At 67.8% G+C, this 16,548-nt stretch carries 15 protein-coding genes; 7 read left to right on the forward strand and 8 right to left on the reverse strand.

Features of this window, described 5'->3' with window-relative positions; translation table 11 throughout:
- Window positions 1–9 precede the first annotated feature (9 nt).
- Complete coding sequence (locus R2733_05225; GenBank protein ID MEZ5375895.1) at window positions 10–1,239, forward strand: MFS transporter; 1,230 nt, start codon at window positions 10–12, stop codon at window positions 1,237–1,239.
- 3 nt (window positions 1,240–1,242) lie between these two features.
- Here the strand turns inward: R2733_05225 and R2733_05230 are convergent, their stop codons facing one another.
- Window positions 1,243–2,349: a hypothetical protein gene (locus R2733_05230; GenBank protein MEZ5375896.1), complete on the reverse strand. Its 1,107-nt coding sequence runs from the start codon at window positions 2,347–2,349 to the stop codon at window positions 1,243–1,245.
- Entirely contained in the window at window positions 2,346–2,960 is a 615-nt protein-coding gene (locus R2733_05235; protein ID MEZ5375897.1) for a maleylpyruvate isomerase family mycothiol-dependent enzyme, read from the reverse strand. The genes R2733_05230 and R2733_05235 overlap by 4 nt, the downstream gene beginning before the upstream one ends.
- Before the next feature lie 151 nt (window positions 2,961–3,111).
- Between R2733_05235 and R2733_05240 the strand changes: the two genes are divergently transcribed.
- Window positions 3,112–3,621 carry a hypothetical protein gene (locus R2733_05240; protein ID MEZ5375898.1) on the forward strand — a complete coding sequence of 170 codons (510 nt, stop codon included), beginning with the start codon at window positions 3,112–3,114 and terminating at the stop codon, window positions 3,619–3,621.
- Between the two features lie 17 nt (window positions 3,622–3,638).
- Here R2733_05240 and zwf read toward each other — a convergent pair whose 3' ends face one another.
- Genes zwf through R2733_05255 form a run of 3 tightly spaced genes read right to left on the reverse strand, consistent with a single transcriptional unit; the run spans window position 3,639 to window position 7,621 of the window.
- A complete protein-coding gene (gene zwf / locus R2733_05245) occupies window positions 3,639–5,093 on the reverse strand; it encodes a glucose-6-phosphate dehydrogenase (protein MEZ5375899.1) in 1,455 nt (484 codons plus the stop codon).
- A 29-nt stretch (window positions 5,094–5,122) separates the two neighbouring features.
- A complete protein-coding gene (locus tag R2733_05250) occupies window positions 5,123–7,087 on the reverse strand; it encodes a DUF5671 domain-containing protein (protein MEZ5375900.1) in 1,965 nt (654 codons plus the stop codon).
- Between the two features lie 9 nt (window positions 7,088–7,096).
- Window positions 7,097–7,621, reverse strand: a complete 525-nt coding sequence (locus tag R2733_05255) for a hypothetical protein (protein ID MEZ5375901.1) — start codon at window positions 7,619–7,621, stop codon at window positions 7,097–7,099.
- A 176-nt stretch (window positions 7,622–7,797) separates the two neighbouring features.
- Between R2733_05255 and R2733_05260 the strand changes: the two genes are divergently transcribed.
- From R2733_05260 to R2733_05270, 3 genes are all read left to right on the forward strand, one after another.
- Window positions 7,798–8,565: an SDR family oxidoreductase gene (locus R2733_05260; GenBank protein ID MEZ5375902.1), complete on the forward strand. Its 768-nt coding sequence runs from the start codon at window positions 7,798–7,800 to the stop codon at window positions 8,563–8,565.
- Window positions 8,566–8,579: 14 nt separating this feature from the next.
- On the forward strand, window positions 8,580–8,891 hold the full coding sequence (locus tag R2733_05265) for a hypothetical protein (protein MEZ5375903.1): 312 nt from the start codon (window positions 8,580–8,582) through the stop codon (window positions 8,889–8,891).
- Between the two features lie 112 nt (window positions 8,892–9,003).
- Window positions 9,004–10,209, forward strand: a complete 1,206-nt coding sequence (locus R2733_05270; GenBank protein ID MEZ5375904.1) for an acyl-CoA dehydrogenase family protein — start codon at window positions 9,004–9,006, stop codon at window positions 10,207–10,209.
- A 19-nt stretch (window positions 10,210–10,228) separates the two neighbouring features.
- Here R2733_05270 and R2733_05275 read toward each other — a convergent pair whose 3' ends face one another.
- Both R2733_05275 and R2733_05280 read right to left on the reverse strand, forming a co-directional pair.
- A complete protein-coding gene (locus R2733_05275; GenBank protein ID MEZ5375905.1) occupies window positions 10,229–11,713 on the reverse strand; it encodes a bifunctional 3-(3-hydroxy-phenyl)propionate/3-hydroxycinnamic acid hydroxylase in 1,485 nt (494 codons plus the stop codon).
- 20 nt (window positions 11,714–11,733) lie between these two features.
- Entirely contained in the window at window positions 11,734–12,327 is a 594-nt protein-coding gene (locus tag R2733_05280; GenBank protein ID MEZ5375906.1) for a TetR/AcrR family transcriptional regulator, read from the reverse strand.
- Window positions 12,328–12,468: 141 nt separating this feature from the next.
- On the opposite strand from R2733_05280, the gene R2733_05285 reads away from it, so the two are divergent.
- Complete coding sequence (locus R2733_05285) at window positions 12,469–14,154, forward strand: AMP-binding protein (protein ID MEZ5375907.1); 1,686 nt, start codon at window positions 12,469–12,471, stop codon at window positions 14,152–14,154.
- A gap of 86 nt (window positions 14,155–14,240) precedes the next feature.
- Entirely contained in the window at window positions 14,241–14,963 is a 723-nt protein-coding gene (locus tag R2733_05290; protein ID MEZ5375908.1) for a hypothetical protein, read from the forward strand.
- A 197-nt stretch (window positions 14,964–15,160) separates the two neighbouring features.
- Here R2733_05290 and R2733_05295 read toward each other — a convergent pair whose 3' ends face one another.
- Window positions 15,161–16,450: a TetR/AcrR family transcriptional regulator gene (locus tag R2733_05295; protein ID MEZ5375909.1), complete on the reverse strand. Its 1,290-nt coding sequence runs from the start codon at window positions 16,448–16,450 to the stop codon at window positions 15,161–15,163.
- Window positions 16,451–16,548 lie beyond the last annotated feature (98 nt).

The following is a 16,548-nucleotide window of genomic DNA, read 5'->3' on the forward strand; positions in this document are numbered from 1 at the left end:
GCACCCTCGATGCAGACGTCGTCGTCGACCGCGACGACACCGCAGGGCATCGTCATGCTGGTTTCGATCCTGACCACCGTGTCGAGCGTCTACCCAGCGTTCCTCGCCGGCGCGCTCGGCCCCGAACTCCGGTCGTCGATCGGGATCAGCGAGGGCTTCTTCGGCCTGGTCATCGGCAGCTTCTTCATCGGGTCGGCGCTCGGCTCGGTGGCCCTCGGCCGACTCGGCGAACAGCACGGCGCCCGACGCATGATCACGGTCAGCTTGTTGACCACCGCCGCCATGACCGCGCTCATCGCCGGGACCATTCGATCGGGAGCGGTGCTCTTGGTCGCACTTTTCGTCGCCGGCATTGCCAACTCAGGTGGTCAGACCGCAGCGAACAAACTCCTGAGTCAGTCGATCGAACCCGGTCGGCTGGGCTTCGCCATGGCGATCAAGCAGTCGGGCATGCCGGGCGCCACCTTGCTCGGCGGCCTCGCCGTGCCTGCCATTGCGCTGACCGTGGGCTGGCCGTGGGCCTACGCAGCAGCGTCGCTGCTCGCCATCGTTGCGCTCGGTTTCGTGCTTCGGTTCGCTCCAGTCGACGGCCCTGATGTCCAGCGAGCCCGGCGAGCAGCTCACGGTGACGAGCGCACCACGTCGCTCGGGCCGCGTCCCACGCCGAGCACACGGTCGACCCTGCTGATCGCCGCCGTGGCCGCCTACTTCTCTGCGGCGGCGGCCGGCACACTCGGTTCGTGGCTGACCAGTTCGGCCACCGACGCCGGATGGTCGTCGGGCGCCGCCGGCCTCCTGCTCAGCGTCGGCTCGATCAGTGGGATCAGCGCTCGACTCGTACTCGGCTGGCAGGCCGACCGCAGTCGGCGCCTACCGATGATGACCGCCGCCCAGTTCTTGGCGCTCGGCGCGCTCGGCGCCCTCACGTTGGCACCACGGCTCGAGTGGACGCACGCCGTCGGTGCGCTCGTTGCGTTCGGCGCCGGTTGGTCATGGCCGGCGCTGTTCAACTTCGCCATCGTGCGCACCAACGCGGCAGCGGCAGCACTGGCGACCGGCATCACACAGACCGGGGTCTACCTGGGTGTCGTCACCGGCCCCATCGTGATGGGGCAGCTGGTGGAGCGTTCCGGCTATCAGCTCGGCTGGACGGTTGCGGGCTCGAGCATGCTGGTCGGTGCCGCGATCATGTCGCGTGTCGCCGGACGATTCACCGACCCAGCCACAACGACGTCGTAGCCCTCACCCTGCGGCGTCGAGAAACGCCCGCACGGTGTGCTCCACCGTGGCCGAAGCATCGGCGAGCATTGACGGCGTGGTCACCCGTTCGACGACGTCGAGCGGGGTGTGGAAGTCGGGAAAGGTTCCGACGAATGACAACAACGGCACGTCGAGCCGCTTGAGCATCTCACCCTCACCGAACCAATCGGGCGGATTCTCGAGCACGTTCAGGCCGCCGTCGGCAGCCGCGTCGACGACGGCGCGACCGTCGGCTGCGGGGAGCGACGACAGGGCCAGGCGGGTGGGCGAGAGCGTGCCCTCGCCGTCGAGCACGACGCCGGCGGCCGTGCTCGCTCCGATGTGCACGATCGCGGCCGGCGTACCGAATCCTGCCTCGTTGACGAGTCGGTCCACCCCGAGATAGCCGATCTCGTGGCCGGTCGTGCCGACGAAGAGCACCGGTCGCTCGCCGCCGAGCCGGGTGGCCAACTCGATCGCGATCGCAATCCCCGTGCCTCGCTCGCCGGCACAGGCGAACCAACCGGTCATCGGCGTCGTGATGACGAGAGGCGAAGCCGATTCGCCGCCGAACCGTCCGAAGACGTTGACGGACTCGCCCGTCGTGCGATGGAAGTCGGCGACGACTCGAACGTCAGCCTCGAGCAGCTGTTCGGCGAAGGAGCCGGCAATCAGCGAGACCGGCTGATCGAGGGTGAAGCGAGGCGCACGATTGGGCACGCCGAGCTTGCCGTCGAGGCCGGCGGTAGCAGCGACGGTTGGTCGTGTGCCGATCAGCGACGCCCATGCGTCGTCGGTGCCGTGGTTGCCGCCGGCGAAGGGCCACACGATGCGATCGACGTCGCTGGTGTCGTGGTGCCCCGCACCGGCGTACCACAGCGGCATTGCCTCGACGGCCTCCCCGTCGAGGGTGACGTGGTGCTCCGCCACGACGAACTGGTCGAAGTCGTAGGTGGCGGTCCGGACGACGGCACCGCGATCGGTCAAATGGTCGCCCAGCCACGCCTGCGTCTCGCGTTCGTGCTCGGTGCCCGTGCGATGGTGCTCGAAGCCGCCGTACTCGGCGACCAGACGGTAAAGCGAGCTCCCCGGCGCGTCGTTCGCCATCATCGCCACCGGTCGACGCCGGGACCGCTCAGTTCGTCGAGCACCGGACGCCCCGCCATCGCCATCATGAGCGCTTCACCCGTGCCGGCAACCTCAGCACCGTCACCGAACGACCAGTCCCGATCGGTGGCGACGAGTCGAACCCCGTCGAGCGGCTTGCGGTCGACCAGCATGGTCGCCATCTTGTGGGTCGTCAGGAACTCGAGCGCGGTCGACAGGACGGCGGGGTCGAGCTCACCGGTGAGACCCAGAGGTCGACGAACATCTTGGGTGTGGATGGCGACGTCGGTCACCGTCATCTCCTCGCGAAACATCGGCATGGCCGCCGACTTCGTGGCCTTGGTCCGCAACGCGAGGATCACGTCGCCCACCGGACGGGCCAGCTGTTGCGTCGCCATGGCCACCGACACCCGATTGAAGTCGAAGCGCTGCTTGATCATCGTGGCCATGAACCCGACGACGCCGGTTTCCACAAAGCTCGTGAGGTGCGAGAGCACGCCGCGCGCGGTCCACTCGTCACAGTACGACGGATGGTCCCACTGATCCGGTGTCAGACCCTCGACGAGATCGGCGAAGTCGTTCCGGGCCTTCGCTGCCAATTGCCACGTTGCCACGCGCACTCCTCGGTCGGCTCGCGGCCGACCCTAGTGGTCGTGGTCGACTTGCATCACGTGAGCCGTCGATCATCATGACTTGGTCAAGCTTGTTCAAGCGTGGCGCCGAGGACGCCGATGGCAGGAGTGACACCGATCTCGGGAGGACCCGATGTACTCCGTCAACAGCGTCTCCAGTGTTGCCGCCCTCGCACCGGCGCGGACCCACACCGCCGACCGAGCAACGACCCGACCGGTCCCCGACGTGACCAACGTCGACCCGGCGGATCTCCGCTCGCGCCTCGACGGTGGCGGCGAAGCGCTCCAGGAGCGCGCCGAATCGGCGGGCGTCGAGCCGGCCGAAAGCGCGCCGCTCGGTCTCCCGAGCGACGCAGCCCCCACCGTTGCTGCTCGCCCCGGCATCGGTAGCGCTCTCGGCGTCGGTCTCTCGTCGCTCTTGGGCGGATCCAACCGGCCAACCGGCGCGAGCTCGACGGGTGGTCTGCCCGTTGGCGCACCACCCGGCCGAGACGCCGCCCGCAGGATCGAGGATCTGGCGACCACGATGGCCGTGGACACCGCCACCGTCAGGCAGTCGATCGACGACGGCTCACTCAGCCAGCTCCTGGCCCAGAACGGCGTGCAGTCCTCGATCGGGATGTTGTTCAACACCAGGCTCTGACGAGCCGATCGTCCGGGTTACTTGGTTCGCCAGGCCCGCTCGAAAGGGAGTCGCCACGAGTTCGGCGCGATCAGCTGGTGGATCTGGTTCGGCCCCCACGTGCCCTTGGCATAGGGGCGCACCGGCGGTGGGTTCGACAGCAGATCCTCGGAGACCTCCCACAACCGCTCCACGCCTTCGGAGGTCGTGAACAGAGTGCGGTCGCCACCCACGGCGTCGAGGATCAGGCGCTCGTACGCCTCGAGCACATCGTTGGACGTGTCGGTGTCCTCGACCGAGAACTGCATCGACATCTTGTCGAGCCGGAAGCCAGGCCCGGGCCGCTTGCCGTAGAACGACAGCGAGAGCTTGGACTCGTCGGCCAGATCAAACGTCAGGTGGTCCGGCCCGAGCTGGCCGACCCCGGAGTTCTTCGGGAACATCGACTTCGGCGGTTCCTTGAACGCGATCGAGATGATGCGCTGGCCCTCGGCCATGTTCTTGCCGGTCCGCAGGTAGAACGGCACGCCGGCCCAGCGCCAGTTGTCGATGTAGCACCGGAGCGCGATGAAGGTCTCGGTCTCGGACTCGGGGTGGACGCCCTCCTCGTCCCGATAGCCGATGTACTGGCCGCGCACGACGTCATCGGGGCCGATCGGCAACATCGACCGGAAGACCTTGTTCTTCTCCTCGGTGATGGCCCGTGAGTCGAGCGACGTCGGCGCCTCCATCGCGGTGAACGCCATCACCTGGAACAGATGGGTGACCACCATGTCCCGGTAGGCGCCGGTCGACTCGTAGAAGTTGGCCCGCTGCTCGAGTCCCAAGGCCTCGGGGATGTCGATCTGGATGTGATCGATCATGTTGCGGTGCCAGATCGGTTCGAACAGACCGTTGGCAAAGCGGAACGCCAAGATGTTGAGCGCCGCCTCCTTGCCGAGGAAGTGGTCGATGCGGAAGACCTGCTCCTCGTCGAAGACCTCGTGCACGGTCTCGTTCAGCGCCTTGGCGCTGGCGAGGTCGGTGCCGAAGGGCTTCTCCATGATGACCCGCGAGTTCTCGACGAGACCGGCGTCGCGCAGCGTGTGGATCACGGCGATCGCCCCCTTGGGCGGGACCGACAGATAGTGCAGTCGCTGCTGTGGACCGTCGAGTTCGGCCTCGGCCTCCTCGATCGCCGCTCGTAGCGCGTCGGCGGTGCCACCCGGCGCCCAGAAGAGTCGCTTGGCGAAGTTGTCCCACTCCTCGGGTTCGACGGTTCCCTCTCGGCCGTCGAGCGCAGCTCGGGCGAACTCGACGAACGACTCCCGCGTGTGGTCGTCGAGCGAGGTGCCAACGATCCGCACGTGAGGAAGAAGGCCAGAACGAAGGAGGTGGAACAGACCGGGGAGCAGCTTGCGCCGTGACAGGTCGCCGGTGGCGCCGAACAGCACGACCGTGGTCGGTGGACCCGGATTCAGCTGCGTGCGGTACTTGGAGACACGACGATTCACAGTGGTAGCAGTCGGTTGTGCCGCCTGGTCTATGAGGTGCGGTCCCCCGGCGACGCCATCGACGCTAGCAAGGCCCGGATTTCGGCAGTGTTGCGATCTGGTGCCACCACCGCTTGGATCGCGGCGGTGTCGCCGGTGGAGCCATTGTCGCCAGTGGTGCCATGGTCCTCGCCGAGCGGGCGAGTCACGAAGCCGACGATGCGATGGCCGTCGCCGATCACCGTGGTCTGCGACGTCGCCAGTCGGGCCTCCAGCTCGTCGATCGTCTCGACCGGCCCGGTGACGACCTCACGCGCGCCACGCTCGGCTAGCTGCAGGGTGTAGAGCTCGCCGGCATCGGCGGCCGTCGCCGGGCGTGACCAGAGCCCAACCGGTCCCGCGGCAGGCGGCGGCGCTGCCCCCGGAGCGACTGCGGCCTGGCTGACCGGTGGAGCGGTCGGAGGCGGCGGCTGTCTCGCTTCGAGGACCGCACGGTCGGCCTGCCAGACACCGAAGTGGTACCAGACCCCGCCCACAACGGCGACGGCCCACCCGATCGGGTCGGCCAGGTCCTCGATGGTCGACCGGCTCAGCCCGGCATCGAACAGGTCTCGCAGGAAGGCGAACAGCACCCAGGTGAGCGAACCGCCGAGTACGAGACCGCCGATGCCGAAGCTGGCGATCAGGTAGAGCTTGCGCCAGAACGACTCGCTCTCCTCCTCCGGATCGGCGTCGCGCTCGGCTTCGATGAGGTGCCAATAGTGCCACCAGACAACGGCACCGGTGGCGAGCACGGTGAGGATGACGATCAAGGTGTTGTCGGTGCGGTTCGAGTCGGCGAACGACGACCGACCCGCGATGGTGTCGATCATCAGCGCGATCAATGCGGCCGCCGCACTCACGACCGCGACCAGCCCGGCGGCCACGACCACGTAGTCGTGAAACCGGATCGACTCGTTCCGCACGACCTCGAGCTCGTTCGGGTGTCCGTGACGCTCGAGCACCCAGCGGTGATAGGCCCACGTCACGAAACCAAGGAAGAGGACCGAAATCAGGCCCGGGAGCGGCATGAAGTACTCGCCTGCCGTTTCGTCGACCGTGCCCAGGAACCAGATGGCAACGAGGCTGACGACGATCGCCACCGAGACGATCAGGGCCACCAGGCCAGGGAGGACACCGGCGACCACGACCGTGAAGAACCACAGCGGCGAGGCTCGCCGCTCGCCCTCGACCGACGAACCCGGTGCCGGCGCGTCGAAGACGCTCCACCAGTGCCACAGCCAGACCACCGCGCCGGCGGCGGCGACGATCAGCCAGAGTGCGACGTTCGCCGACGAGTCGAGCGATTCCCCGAACGCGGCGTCGTAGCCCTGCTCGAGCACCCGGAACAGCACGGCACCCACACCGGACAGGAACCAGCCGAGCCCGACCACGGTTGCGATGGCGAGGTGGGCGTCACCCCGGAGTCGCAGCCGGGGCCGCAGTGCGAACCAGTGCGCCAGCCACACGGCGAACCACACGATCAGCTGGGCGACCTCGGAACGATTCACCTCCTTGGTCGACGACGTCGCAGCGTCGGCGACCTGCGCCACCGACACCAGCGTGGCGATCAGCGAGGTCGACAGTGCAGCGACCAGGTACACCGACCAGCCTCGGGTCGGTCGCTGGTCACCAGACTCAACCCGCTCCCGGCAACGGCGATCGACGGCGCGGAACAAGAGGGCGAATGCAGGGCCGGCGACGATGAGCAGCGACAGACCACGAGCGAGATCCGAACTGGTGCCGGCAAGGCGCTCCGGCCGGTCGATCGCCGCCTGGAGCAGATCGATCAGGCCGACACTCACAGCAACGAACGCAACGAACAGACCGAGATGCAGGGCGAACGACTTGGCCGCCTCGGCGGGCTCGATCGGATCGGACGGATCGTCGTTCGCCGACCGTAGGCCGTTCGCGATCGCGAAGGCGAGGCCACCGAGAATGAGAAGGGGTAGCAGGCCTCCGAACATTGCTCCCATCGGACGCTCCTATCTCGTGCAATCTTCGAACGGGTACGGCCAGCCGGCCCGATCGATGAGCCAGTGACCGTCGACCAGCACGAGGGTGAAGCGCCGGTCGTAGTCCCAGGAGGTGTCATCGAACAGGCCGCTGTTGCCTCCCTCGCGGAACAGCACCGTTGCCCGGGCGATATCGCCTTCGACGACCATGTCGTCGAGTTCGGTCCGGACATCGTCGGCTCGCCAGTCGTTCCCGTAGACATCGTCGCGGAAGTCGGCGATGCACGCCGCTCGCTTGTCCTCCGCGAGGAGGTCGAGCATCGCTCCCTCGTCGCCATCGAGGCCGGCGGCGATGTAGTGCTGGAGTGCTGCCGCCGGCGTGCCGTCGTCGTACTGCGTTGGCGACCGATTCTGGCTCAGGGCGAGCGTCACGAGTGCTGCCACGGCGATGACCGCGGCCATGATCGCCAGCGGCAATCGCGACACTCGGTGGCCAGCGCGCCCTCGGTCGACGCCTCCTGTGCCGCTGTCGTGTGTGCCGTCGTCGGGCGACATCAGCCGACCTCCGATCATGAGTTCTTGGGATCAGTGTCCTCCACCGGCGGTGATCCTGTCATGCGATTCGGCCAGTGTTGATGATTTCTGACCTGCGTTGATCAGCGGCCCTGCCCACCGGACGGCAGACTGACCAGCTGGGCGGATCACCGTCGGCGGTCTAACGTCTCGGTCCCATGGAGCTCAACGACGCGGTAGTGGTCATCACCGGTGGAAGCGGCGGGATCGGTAGGGCGATGGCCAAGGCCTTCCTCGCCGAAGGCGCTCGAGCGGTGGTACTCGCCGACCTCCATGCCGACGCGGTCCAGGCGGCCGCCAACGAACTCGGCTGTGATGGTCGGGCCTGCGACGTCACGAACGAGCAGGACATCATCGACCTCGTCGAGTGGACCATCGATCGACACGGCCCGATCGACCTCTTCTGCTCCAACGCTGGAGCGGGCGGCGAGGGCGTCCTCACCGACGCCGGCAACGACGTGTGGCAGAAGCAATGGGAGCTCCACGTGATGGCGCATCTCTACGCCGCACGAGCCGTCCTGCCGTCGATGATCGCCCGAGGCTCGGGCTACCTGCTCAACACCGCCTCGGCTGCCGGACTCCTGGCCGCCCTCGGCTCAGGTCCCTACTCGGTCACCAAGGCGGCCGCGGTGAAGCTCGCCGAGTTCCTCGCCATCACCCACGGCGACGACGGCATTCGGGTGTCGGTACTGTGCCCCCAGGGCGTCAACACCGCCATGGCGCCGAAGAGCCTGGGCGACGGGCAGACCGACGGCATCATCGAGGCCGACGAACTGGCGCAGACCGTCGTCGACACGCTCCGGACCGAACGGTTCTACGTGCTCCCCCACCCCGAGGTCGAGGACTACGTACGACGCAAGGGCGACGACATCGACCGCTGGCTCGGCGGCATGCAGCGGCTGCGGCGGCGCAGCCTCGAGAGCTGAAAGGCCAGACGAACATGCGTATCACCGTCAACCTCGCCGACAACCACGTCACCCTCCTCGGACCCGCCGCCTTCACGGGCTTCGACCTCCTCGCCGATCCCATCGACGCCGACGAGGCCTCGATTGCCACGGCGCTCGGCTCGGTCGGCTCGGCCGCCGGCGACGACCACGTCTGGATCGCGGTCGATGCCGTCCGCCGTCTGGCCGGCGATCACGCCACCGCCGACTGGGAAGACGGGTTCGCGAAGATGCTGGCGTACGCCGCCACCAAGGGCTGGACCAACGACGACAGCTCGATGATCAAGGCGCACATCGTCCGCTCCTGATGCAAACGTCGGTCGCCGATCATGGGACTTAGGTCCATGGTCGGGCCAACCGCTGCTTCCTACGGTGCAGTCAGTTTCCGGCGTACCGCGCCGGCTGACGGAGGAGACTGCCGTGGACTTCGCGTTGTCCGAAGCGACCCAGACCATGCTCGAAATGGTCAACGCCTTCATGGATGCCGAGGTCATCCCGCTCGAGGGTGAGATGCTCCACGGCGATCCGGCCGAACTCCAGGTCAAGGTGGCGGCCGCCCAGGCCAAGGTCAAGCAGATGGAACTGTGGGCGGTGAACCACCCGGTCGAGTTCGGCGGCCTGGGCCTCGACATGGTCACCCACGGCTTGTTGAGCGAGGCCATGGGGCGCAGCCCGCTCGGTCACACCATCTTCGGGGTGCAGGCCCCGGACGCCGGCAACGTCGAGATTCTCCATGCCCACGCCACCGAGGAGCAGCGAGAGCGCTTCCTGCGGCCGCTCGTCGCGGGCGAGATCCGTAGCTGCTTCTCGATGACCGAACCCGAAACGGCCGGCTCGAACCCTCTGCTGCTCGCCACCACCGCGGTCAAGGACGGCGACGACTACGTCATCAATGGCCAGAAGTGGTTCACCTCGTCCGCCGACGGCGCCGCGTTCGCCATCGTCATGGCGGTGACCGATCCCGATGCGCCGCCGTATCAGCGCACCAGCATGATCATCGTCCCGACCGACACACCCGGGTTCGAACTCGTTCGCAACGTGAGCGTGATGGGCCACAGCGGATCCGGGCACGCCAGCCACGCCGAGGTCAGCTACCAGTCGTGTCGGGTGCCCCAGACCAATCTGCTGGGCAACGAAGGTGCGGGCTTCGCCATCGCCCAGGAGCGCCTCGGCCCCGGACGCATTCACCACTGCATGCGCTGGCTGGGCATCGCGAGCCGGGCGTTCGACCTGATGTGTGATCGGGCCAACGAACGAGTCATCGCACCCGATGGCTCGACCCTCGCCGATCGTCAGGTCATCCAGCACTGGGCCGCCGAACTCGATGCCGAGATCCGCGGCGCTCGACTCCAGACGCTCCACGCCGCATGGGCGATCGATAAGTACGGCGCCAAGGCTGCAAGAGACGAGATCGCCGCCATCAAGTTCTCCGTCGCCAACACCATGCTGCGAGCCGTCGACACCGCCATCCAGGTCCACGGCGCGCTCGGCGTCACCGACGACACCGTGTTGTCCTACTGGTACCGCCACGAGCGGGCCGCCCGGATCTACGACGGCGCCGACGAGGTGCACAAGACCTCACTCGGTCGCCGCATCCTCCAGCAGCGCAAGCACGCGGCGAGCTGACCCTTCGCCGGCGTTCGCCTCAGCGCAGGCGAGCGAGGAGGTCGTCGGTCGCGCTCACGAGCTCGGTCGCGTCGGCGGCCACGGCGGCGATCTGACGGTCCGGACGCACGATCACGGCGCCTTCGTCGGCCAGGATCAGCGGCAGGTGATCCGCCGACACCACGACGATCGATCCCCCGACCGCCCCCCAGCGATCACGAACATCGGCGGCGACAGCAGCGTCGGCGACCACCACCGCGAACCCCTGGCCGAGGAGATCGTCGAGCCGCACACCGTCGATGGCGGGCTGCGGCACCTGGCGTCCGACCGCCGGATGCTCACCGTGGAGCAGGCCGTGCTCGAGATGGGGGAACGGCCGAGCACCGCCGTAGCCTGCGTCGAGACTCTTGTCGGCGTCGACCCGCCCGGCGAGTTGGTCGATCAACACCCCGGTGTCGACCGCGTTCGCCACGACGCCCGCTGCGTGCGGCAGTCGTTCCTCGCCGTAGGTGTCGAGTAGGGCGTCACCGGCCAGCCCCCGGTTCACCAGGTCGAGCTTCCAGATCAGGTTCGCCGCATCCCGGACGCCCGAGCACAACCCTTGCCCGAGGAACGGCGGCATCTGGTGCGCGGCGTCGCCGGCGAGGAAGATCCGGCCGCTGCGCATGGCGTCGGCGACGAGCGCATGAAACCGGTAGACGACCGAGCGGATGAGGTGGGCGTCGTCCGGCGTCAACCACGGCGCCAGGAGCGCCCACACTCGCTCCGGTGTGGTCATCTCCTCGGCAACGTCACCGGGCTGCAACTGGAACTCCCAGCGCCGGTAGTCGGCGTGGCCCACGACGAAAGTGGTCGGCCGCACGGGATCACAGATCTGCTGCACGAACGGTGGCAGGGTCTCGACGGGACGCAGCAGTTGGACGTCGAGCACGAGCCAGTCCTGATCGAAGCCCTGATCGATGAACGAGATCCCGAGCGCCTTGCGGATGCCGCTCGATGCGCCGTCGGCCGCCACCAGCCAGGTCGCGGTGTACGTGACCTCGCCGTCGGGTGACGAGGTGTGAACGGTCACCCCGGCGTCGTCCTGGTCGACCGAGTCGACCTCGACACCGAGCAACAGCTCCACGCCGGCGTCGACCGCCGCCTGACGGATGAACGCCTCGAGCTGGGGTTGGTAGTAACTGACCGTGGGGTGGTGCCCGTACGGAAAGGTGCCGGTCGGCGGGAGCTCGAAGCCGATGATCCGCTCACCCTCGGTCGTGACGAACTCGGCGCCCGCCAGCGGCGTGGTGATCTCGGCGAGGCCGGCATCGAGGCCCACCTTCTGGAACACCCGCTGGATCTCGTCGTCCATCACGATCGCGCGCGGCAGGTCGTAGACCTCGGGAGCTCGCTCGAGCAGCCGAACCGACATGCCGGACCGCGCCGCAAGGATGGCCGTCATCACCCCGACCGGACCACCTCCGACGACGATCATGTCGGTGGCCGAGTCTCTATCTGCGGCGGCGTTGGATGGATTGGTCATGGTGGCTCCCTCGAAAGACGTCAGGCGGTGGTAGGGGTCGGGCCGAGGATCATGGTGACCACGGCGTCGGCGTGGCGGCGGACGAAGTCGTCGTCGATCGGGTCGACGCCGACGACACGACGAACCTCGGGGGCGTTCACGTAGACGAGCGACGCGGCGCCGACCAACGAGTAGAAGGCGGTGAGCGCGTCGATGTCGGGGACGTCGCCCGCTCGGCGCAGGTCGTCCCAGCTCACCATCAACGTCTCATAGCGACGGCGAGTGTGGCGGTCGACAATCCAGGCCAGACGCTCGGAGTCGACGGTGGCCTCCTGCACCATGATCCGATTCAGTTCCGGCAGTCGTGCGACGGCGTAGACCAGCCCGCGAATGGCCGCCGCGAAGTCCGCTCGGGTCGACGGGCTGGCCGCGGTGCCGGCCTCGGACATCAAGCCGTCGAGTCGCTCGAACAGCCAGTCGATACTTGCTCGCCACAGTTCGAGCTTGGACTCGAAGTGGTAGTTGATCTGTGGCTGGTGGGTGCCGGCCCGGGTGGCGATGGCTCGCGTCGACGCAGCGTCGAACCCGTGAGCGGCGAACTCATGCAGTGCGGCCTCGACCAGGGCGCGGCGCACGACCGCCGATCGCGCTTGGCGTTGTGTGACTGGCGACACATCGAGCCGAATTCTTTATCAACTGATCTACTTTGTCAATGAGCTGCCCGAGTGCGGCGCGGCAAATTCGGCAACGTCAGGCGCAGCAGGCACACTGACGCCATGCAGCCCGGCCCAACGCCCACCTACGACGAAGCCTGCGCCGCCGTCTGCGCGCCGGGCACGATGTACGAGATCGTCGAGACCGAGATCCGCGGGGTGCCGACCAAGACCTTCGTCGGCACCCCGGCCAACCTCCGAGCCCTGTTCACTGCCGCAGCCGGCCGAACCGGTGACTTCCTCGTCTACGACGGCCCAGAGCTCGAACGCTGGTCGATGGACCGGGTGCTCGAGCAGGCCGGACAGATCGGCCACGCCCTCGTCAACGACTTTGGTGTCGCCAAGGGCGACCGGGTCGCCATCGCCATGCGGAACTACCCCGAGTGGATCACCAGCTACGTCGCCATCACCTCGATCGGCGCCATCGTGGTCCCGCTCAATGCCTGGTGGCAGACCGAGGAGCTGCACTACGCCTTGACCGACAGCGGTGCCAGCGTCGTGATCGCCGACGCCGAGCGCATCGAGCGGATCGAGGCGGCGGACGCAACGGCGGCCCAGGTCATCGCCGTTCGCTGCCCCGGCTCACACCACCCTCGACTCGAAGATGCGTTGATCGAGGGCGCAACAATGCCTGACGTGCAGGTCGATCTCGATGACGACCTCAGCATCCTCTACACGTCGGGCACCACCGGCCATCCCAAGGGAGCCATCAGCACTCACCGCGCCGTGCTCAGCGCGCTGCTGGCCTACGCCGCCCGGGGCGCCGTCGAGGCGTTGCGCAACCCGACCCCCGCTGCGCCGGCGAGCCCGACGCCACCGTTGTCGCCCTGTTCGATTCTCGCCGTGCCGCTCTTCCACGTGACCGGACTCGTGCCGGTGATGCTCGGCGCCTTCGTCAACGGTTCGAGGCTCGTGATCATGCATCGCTGGGACGCCGGCCGGGCGTTGGAACTCATCGAACAGGAGCGAGTCACCAGCTTCGTCGGTGTGCCGACGATGAGCTGGGATCTGCTCGAGCATCCGTCGTTCGCCACGACCGATACGTCCTCGCTCCGATCGGTCGGCGGTGGTGGCGCGCCCATGCCGCCCGAACTCGTGAAGCGGATCGAAGACAACTTCTCCGCCGGCCGGCCCCGACTCGGCTACGGCATGACCGAGACCAACGCGTACGGACCGCAGAACACCGGCGACGACTTCCTCGCCCGACCCCGTTCGACGGGGCGCACGATACCGGTGATGGACGTCCGCATCGCCGATCCCGACGGCACCCCGCTTCCTGCGGGAGAGACGGGTGAGATCTGGTTCCGCGGTCCCAATCTGATCCGCGGCTACTGGAACCGGCCGGACGCGACCGCGGCGACGATCGTCGACGGCTGGCTCCGGACGGGCGACATCGGCCGCATCGACGACGAGGGATTCGTCTACGTGAGCGACCGGGCGAAGGACATGGTGCTGCGAGCCGGCGAGAACGTGTACAGCGCCGAGGTCGAGGCGGCGATCTACGAGCATCCGGCGGTGTACGAAGCGGCCGTCTACGGCATCCCCCACGAACGGTTCGGCGAGGAGGTCGCCGCTCACATCATGGTGAAGGACTCGGGCGACCCCGTGACGGTCGCGGAGCTCCAGGCGTTTCTCGGCGAGCGGCTCGCCAAGTTCAAGGTCCCCACCCACATCACGCTCGTCACCGAGCCGCTGCCCCGCAACGCATCGGGCAAGATCCTCAAGCGGGAACTTCGCGACGCCGTCTGACCCAGCCCGTTCGGCCACCGCCCACTCGAACACCAGCTCCCTCCACCCGTGGCAGGATGTGCCATCGCTCGCCCCAAGGAACGCCCATGACCACCCGACGCCCGATTGCCGTCACCATCGCCGCCGTGCTCGCCCTCGTCGCCACCGCCTGCTCGGGAGGGTCCGACGCCACGATCGACGCGAACGCCGTCACCACGACCTCGCTCGCCACGACCTCTTCGAGCGAAGCGGTCGAGTCGTCCACCACGTCGTCGACCGAGGGCACGACGACCACCACGGCCGAAACCACGACCACCACTGCTTCGACCAACACTGCTTCGACCGCCACCACCGAGGCCGTCGACGAGTACGTCCTTGCGCTCGCACCCGAGGGGCTGATGGTGGTGGAGGCGGGTACCGGGTCGACCAACATGCTCGCCTTCGACTCGGCCCAGAGCATCGTGGTCAACGCCGTCACCGACCTCCTCGGACCGGCCTCGAACCAGGGACCGGGATCCAGCGAGTGCGGCAACGGGCAGGACTTCGTCGCCACCTGGGACGGACAGATCATGCTCGAGTTCGCGGACGGGGCGTTCATCGGCTGGTCGACCCGACCGGGCTCGACCCTCACCGATCTGGCGGGAATCGGCTGGGGCACCAGCCTCGCCACCCTCCGGAACCACTGGGCCGTGACCGTCGAGGAGTCCACCCTCGGCACCGAGTTCAGCACCTCGACCGACGGTGCCGGCTACCACGGCCTGCTGTCCGACGACACCGACGCCGCCCTGATCGAAGACCTCTGGGCCGGCTCGATCTGCACCTTCCGCTGACCCGCTCCCAACCGCCGCCGGGCCGCCGACGCCACTCATTCTGTGCGTCACAGTCACCGGCCCGACCGTTCTGTGCGTCAAAGTCACCGCACGCGGGAAGTTTGACGCACAGAACGGGGATGGCGATGTGTTTGACGCACAGTTCGAGTCAGCAGCCGAGTCAGCAGTCGGGTAGCGGTTCGGGGCGACCGTTCGGGTCAGGTGAACAGGCGGGCGTTGATCCTCGGGAAGCGGGTGTGCATGACGGCCGAGGCGGTCTCGCGGTCGGGGGCTCGGCGCAGGATGAGCTCGGAGATGACCGAGTGGGCGCTGAGGATGGCCGAGACGTCGGCGCCGCACAGGGTGTCGGCCGGGCGGAGACCGAGGAGTGCGCCGAACTCCTCGTAGAACGCTCCCCTTAGCTGGTAGCCGGCGCGGTAGGCGTTGCGGAAGATTTCGGCGGTCGCCGCGTGCTGCATCCACGGGATGATTTGACGGTCGGGGCGACCTCGCTCGATGTGGTCGGCCACCTCGGCCGCTGCTCGCTCGGTGAACATCGAGAACGCTTCGCCGACCGGCATGGCGCCCGACCGCACTCGCTCCAGGAGCGAGTCGAAGAAGTCGTCCTCGAAGCAGACCAGGATCTCCCGGCCGACCCGCTCGAGCAGTGCACGCTCGAGATCGGCGAGGGATCCGAATCGCCGGTAGATCGCTGCGGTGCTGAGACCGGTTGCTGCCGTCACGTCACCGATGGTCAATCGCATCGAGACCGGGACGGCGCCACTGAGCAGGAGCCCGGCGCCGGCTCTCACCGCGGTCGCGAGGCGTCCTACGGGAGGGACGTGCGAGTCGAACGGTGGGCCGAGGAACGTGTCCCATGCCCCGCTCACCGTGGCCTCGACCACGGAGGCGAACTCGTCGACGATCAGCGCCGCCGACTGCTGGGTGAGGGTGGCGTCGGCCGCCGGTTCGGGGCGGGGACAGCCGGGCAACCGGCGATAGGCCTCGGTGAGGAGCACGTGCAGCATCAGGAACGCCTGGTCGGCGCCAACGGAGACCAACGGATCGTCGCCGAAGGTGGCGACCGCCGTCTCGATGAACGGTACGAACCGACGCACCACCTCACTCGCTGCGACATCGACGACGGCGGCGACTCGCTCCTTCTCGAGACAGTCGTAGCCACCGAGGAACAGGGCGAAGGCCGGGTCGTCTGCCAGTTCCGACGCCCGAGCGTCGAGCACCAACGCGACGGTCTCGACGAGTGACGACCCGCGCAATCCCTTGCGCAGCGCTTGCCAGGTCTCGGGCCCCGGCTGCGTCTGCAGCTGGCCGATCGCCTCGGCGACCACCATCTCCCGGAACTGATTCGACCCACTCACCGCCGAATCGACGGTCGTCTTCGGGACGCCTGCCACGTTCGATGCCTGCTCGATCGTGAGCAGCGCCGCCGGATGCGGCAGGAACTCGGTGCTGAAACCGATGAGTGCGAGCACCTCGTCCACACTCATGCCGCGCCTGTCGCTCAAGGTCCCTCCGAGCGCCCGCCGCTCACGTCAATCGAAATCGTGCGACGAGATTCCGTCTGGATGCTCCCGTCAGGCCTCAA

The organism is Acidimicrobiales bacterium (genome assembly GCA_041394265.1).
In the GTDB taxonomy this organism is placed as follows: Bacteria; Actinomycetota; Acidimicrobiia; order Acidimicrobiales; family SZUA-35; genus JBBQUN01.

Coding starts and splice junctions, on each gene's coding strand:
- R2733_05265 (MEZ5375903.1), top strand. CDS start 8,580: ATGCGTATCACCGTCAACCTCGCCGACAACCACGTCACCCTCCTCGGA.
- R2733_05295 (MEZ5375909.1), bottom strand. CDS start 16,450: ATGAGTGTGGACGAGGTGCTCGCACTCATCGGTTTCAGCACCGAGTTC.
- R2733_05260 (MEZ5375902.1), top strand. CDS start 7,798: ATGGAGCTCAACGACGCGGTAGTGGTCATCACCGGTGGAAGCGGCGGG.
- R2733_05290 (MEZ5375908.1), top strand. CDS start 14,241: ATGACCACCCGACGCCCGATTGCCGTCACCATCGCCGCCGTGCTCGCC.
- R2733_05240 (MEZ5375898.1), top strand. CDS start 3,112: ATGTACTCCGTCAACAGCGTCTCCAGTGTTGCCGCCCTCGCACCGGCG.
- R2733_05230 (MEZ5375896.1), bottom strand. CDS start 2,349: ATGATGGCGAACGACGCGCCGGGGAGCTCGCTTTACCGTCTGGTCGCC.
- R2733_05255 (MEZ5375901.1), bottom strand. CDS start 7,621: ATGTCGCCCGACGACGGCACACACGACAGCGGCACAGGAGGCGTCGAC.
- R2733_05275 (MEZ5375905.1), bottom strand. CDS start 11,713: ATGACCAATCCATCCAACGCCGCCGCAGATAGAGACTCGGCCACCGAC.
- R2733_05250 (MEZ5375900.1), bottom strand. CDS start 7,087: ATGGGAGCAATGTTCGGAGGCCTGCTACCCCTTCTCATTCTCGGTGGC.
- R2733_05285 (MEZ5375907.1), top strand. CDS start 12,469: ATGCAGCCCGGCCCAACGCCCACCTACGACGAAGCCTGCGCCGCCGTC.
- R2733_05225 (MEZ5375895.1), top strand. CDS start 10: ATGCAGACGTCGTCGTCGACCGCGACGACACCGCAGGGCATCGTCATG.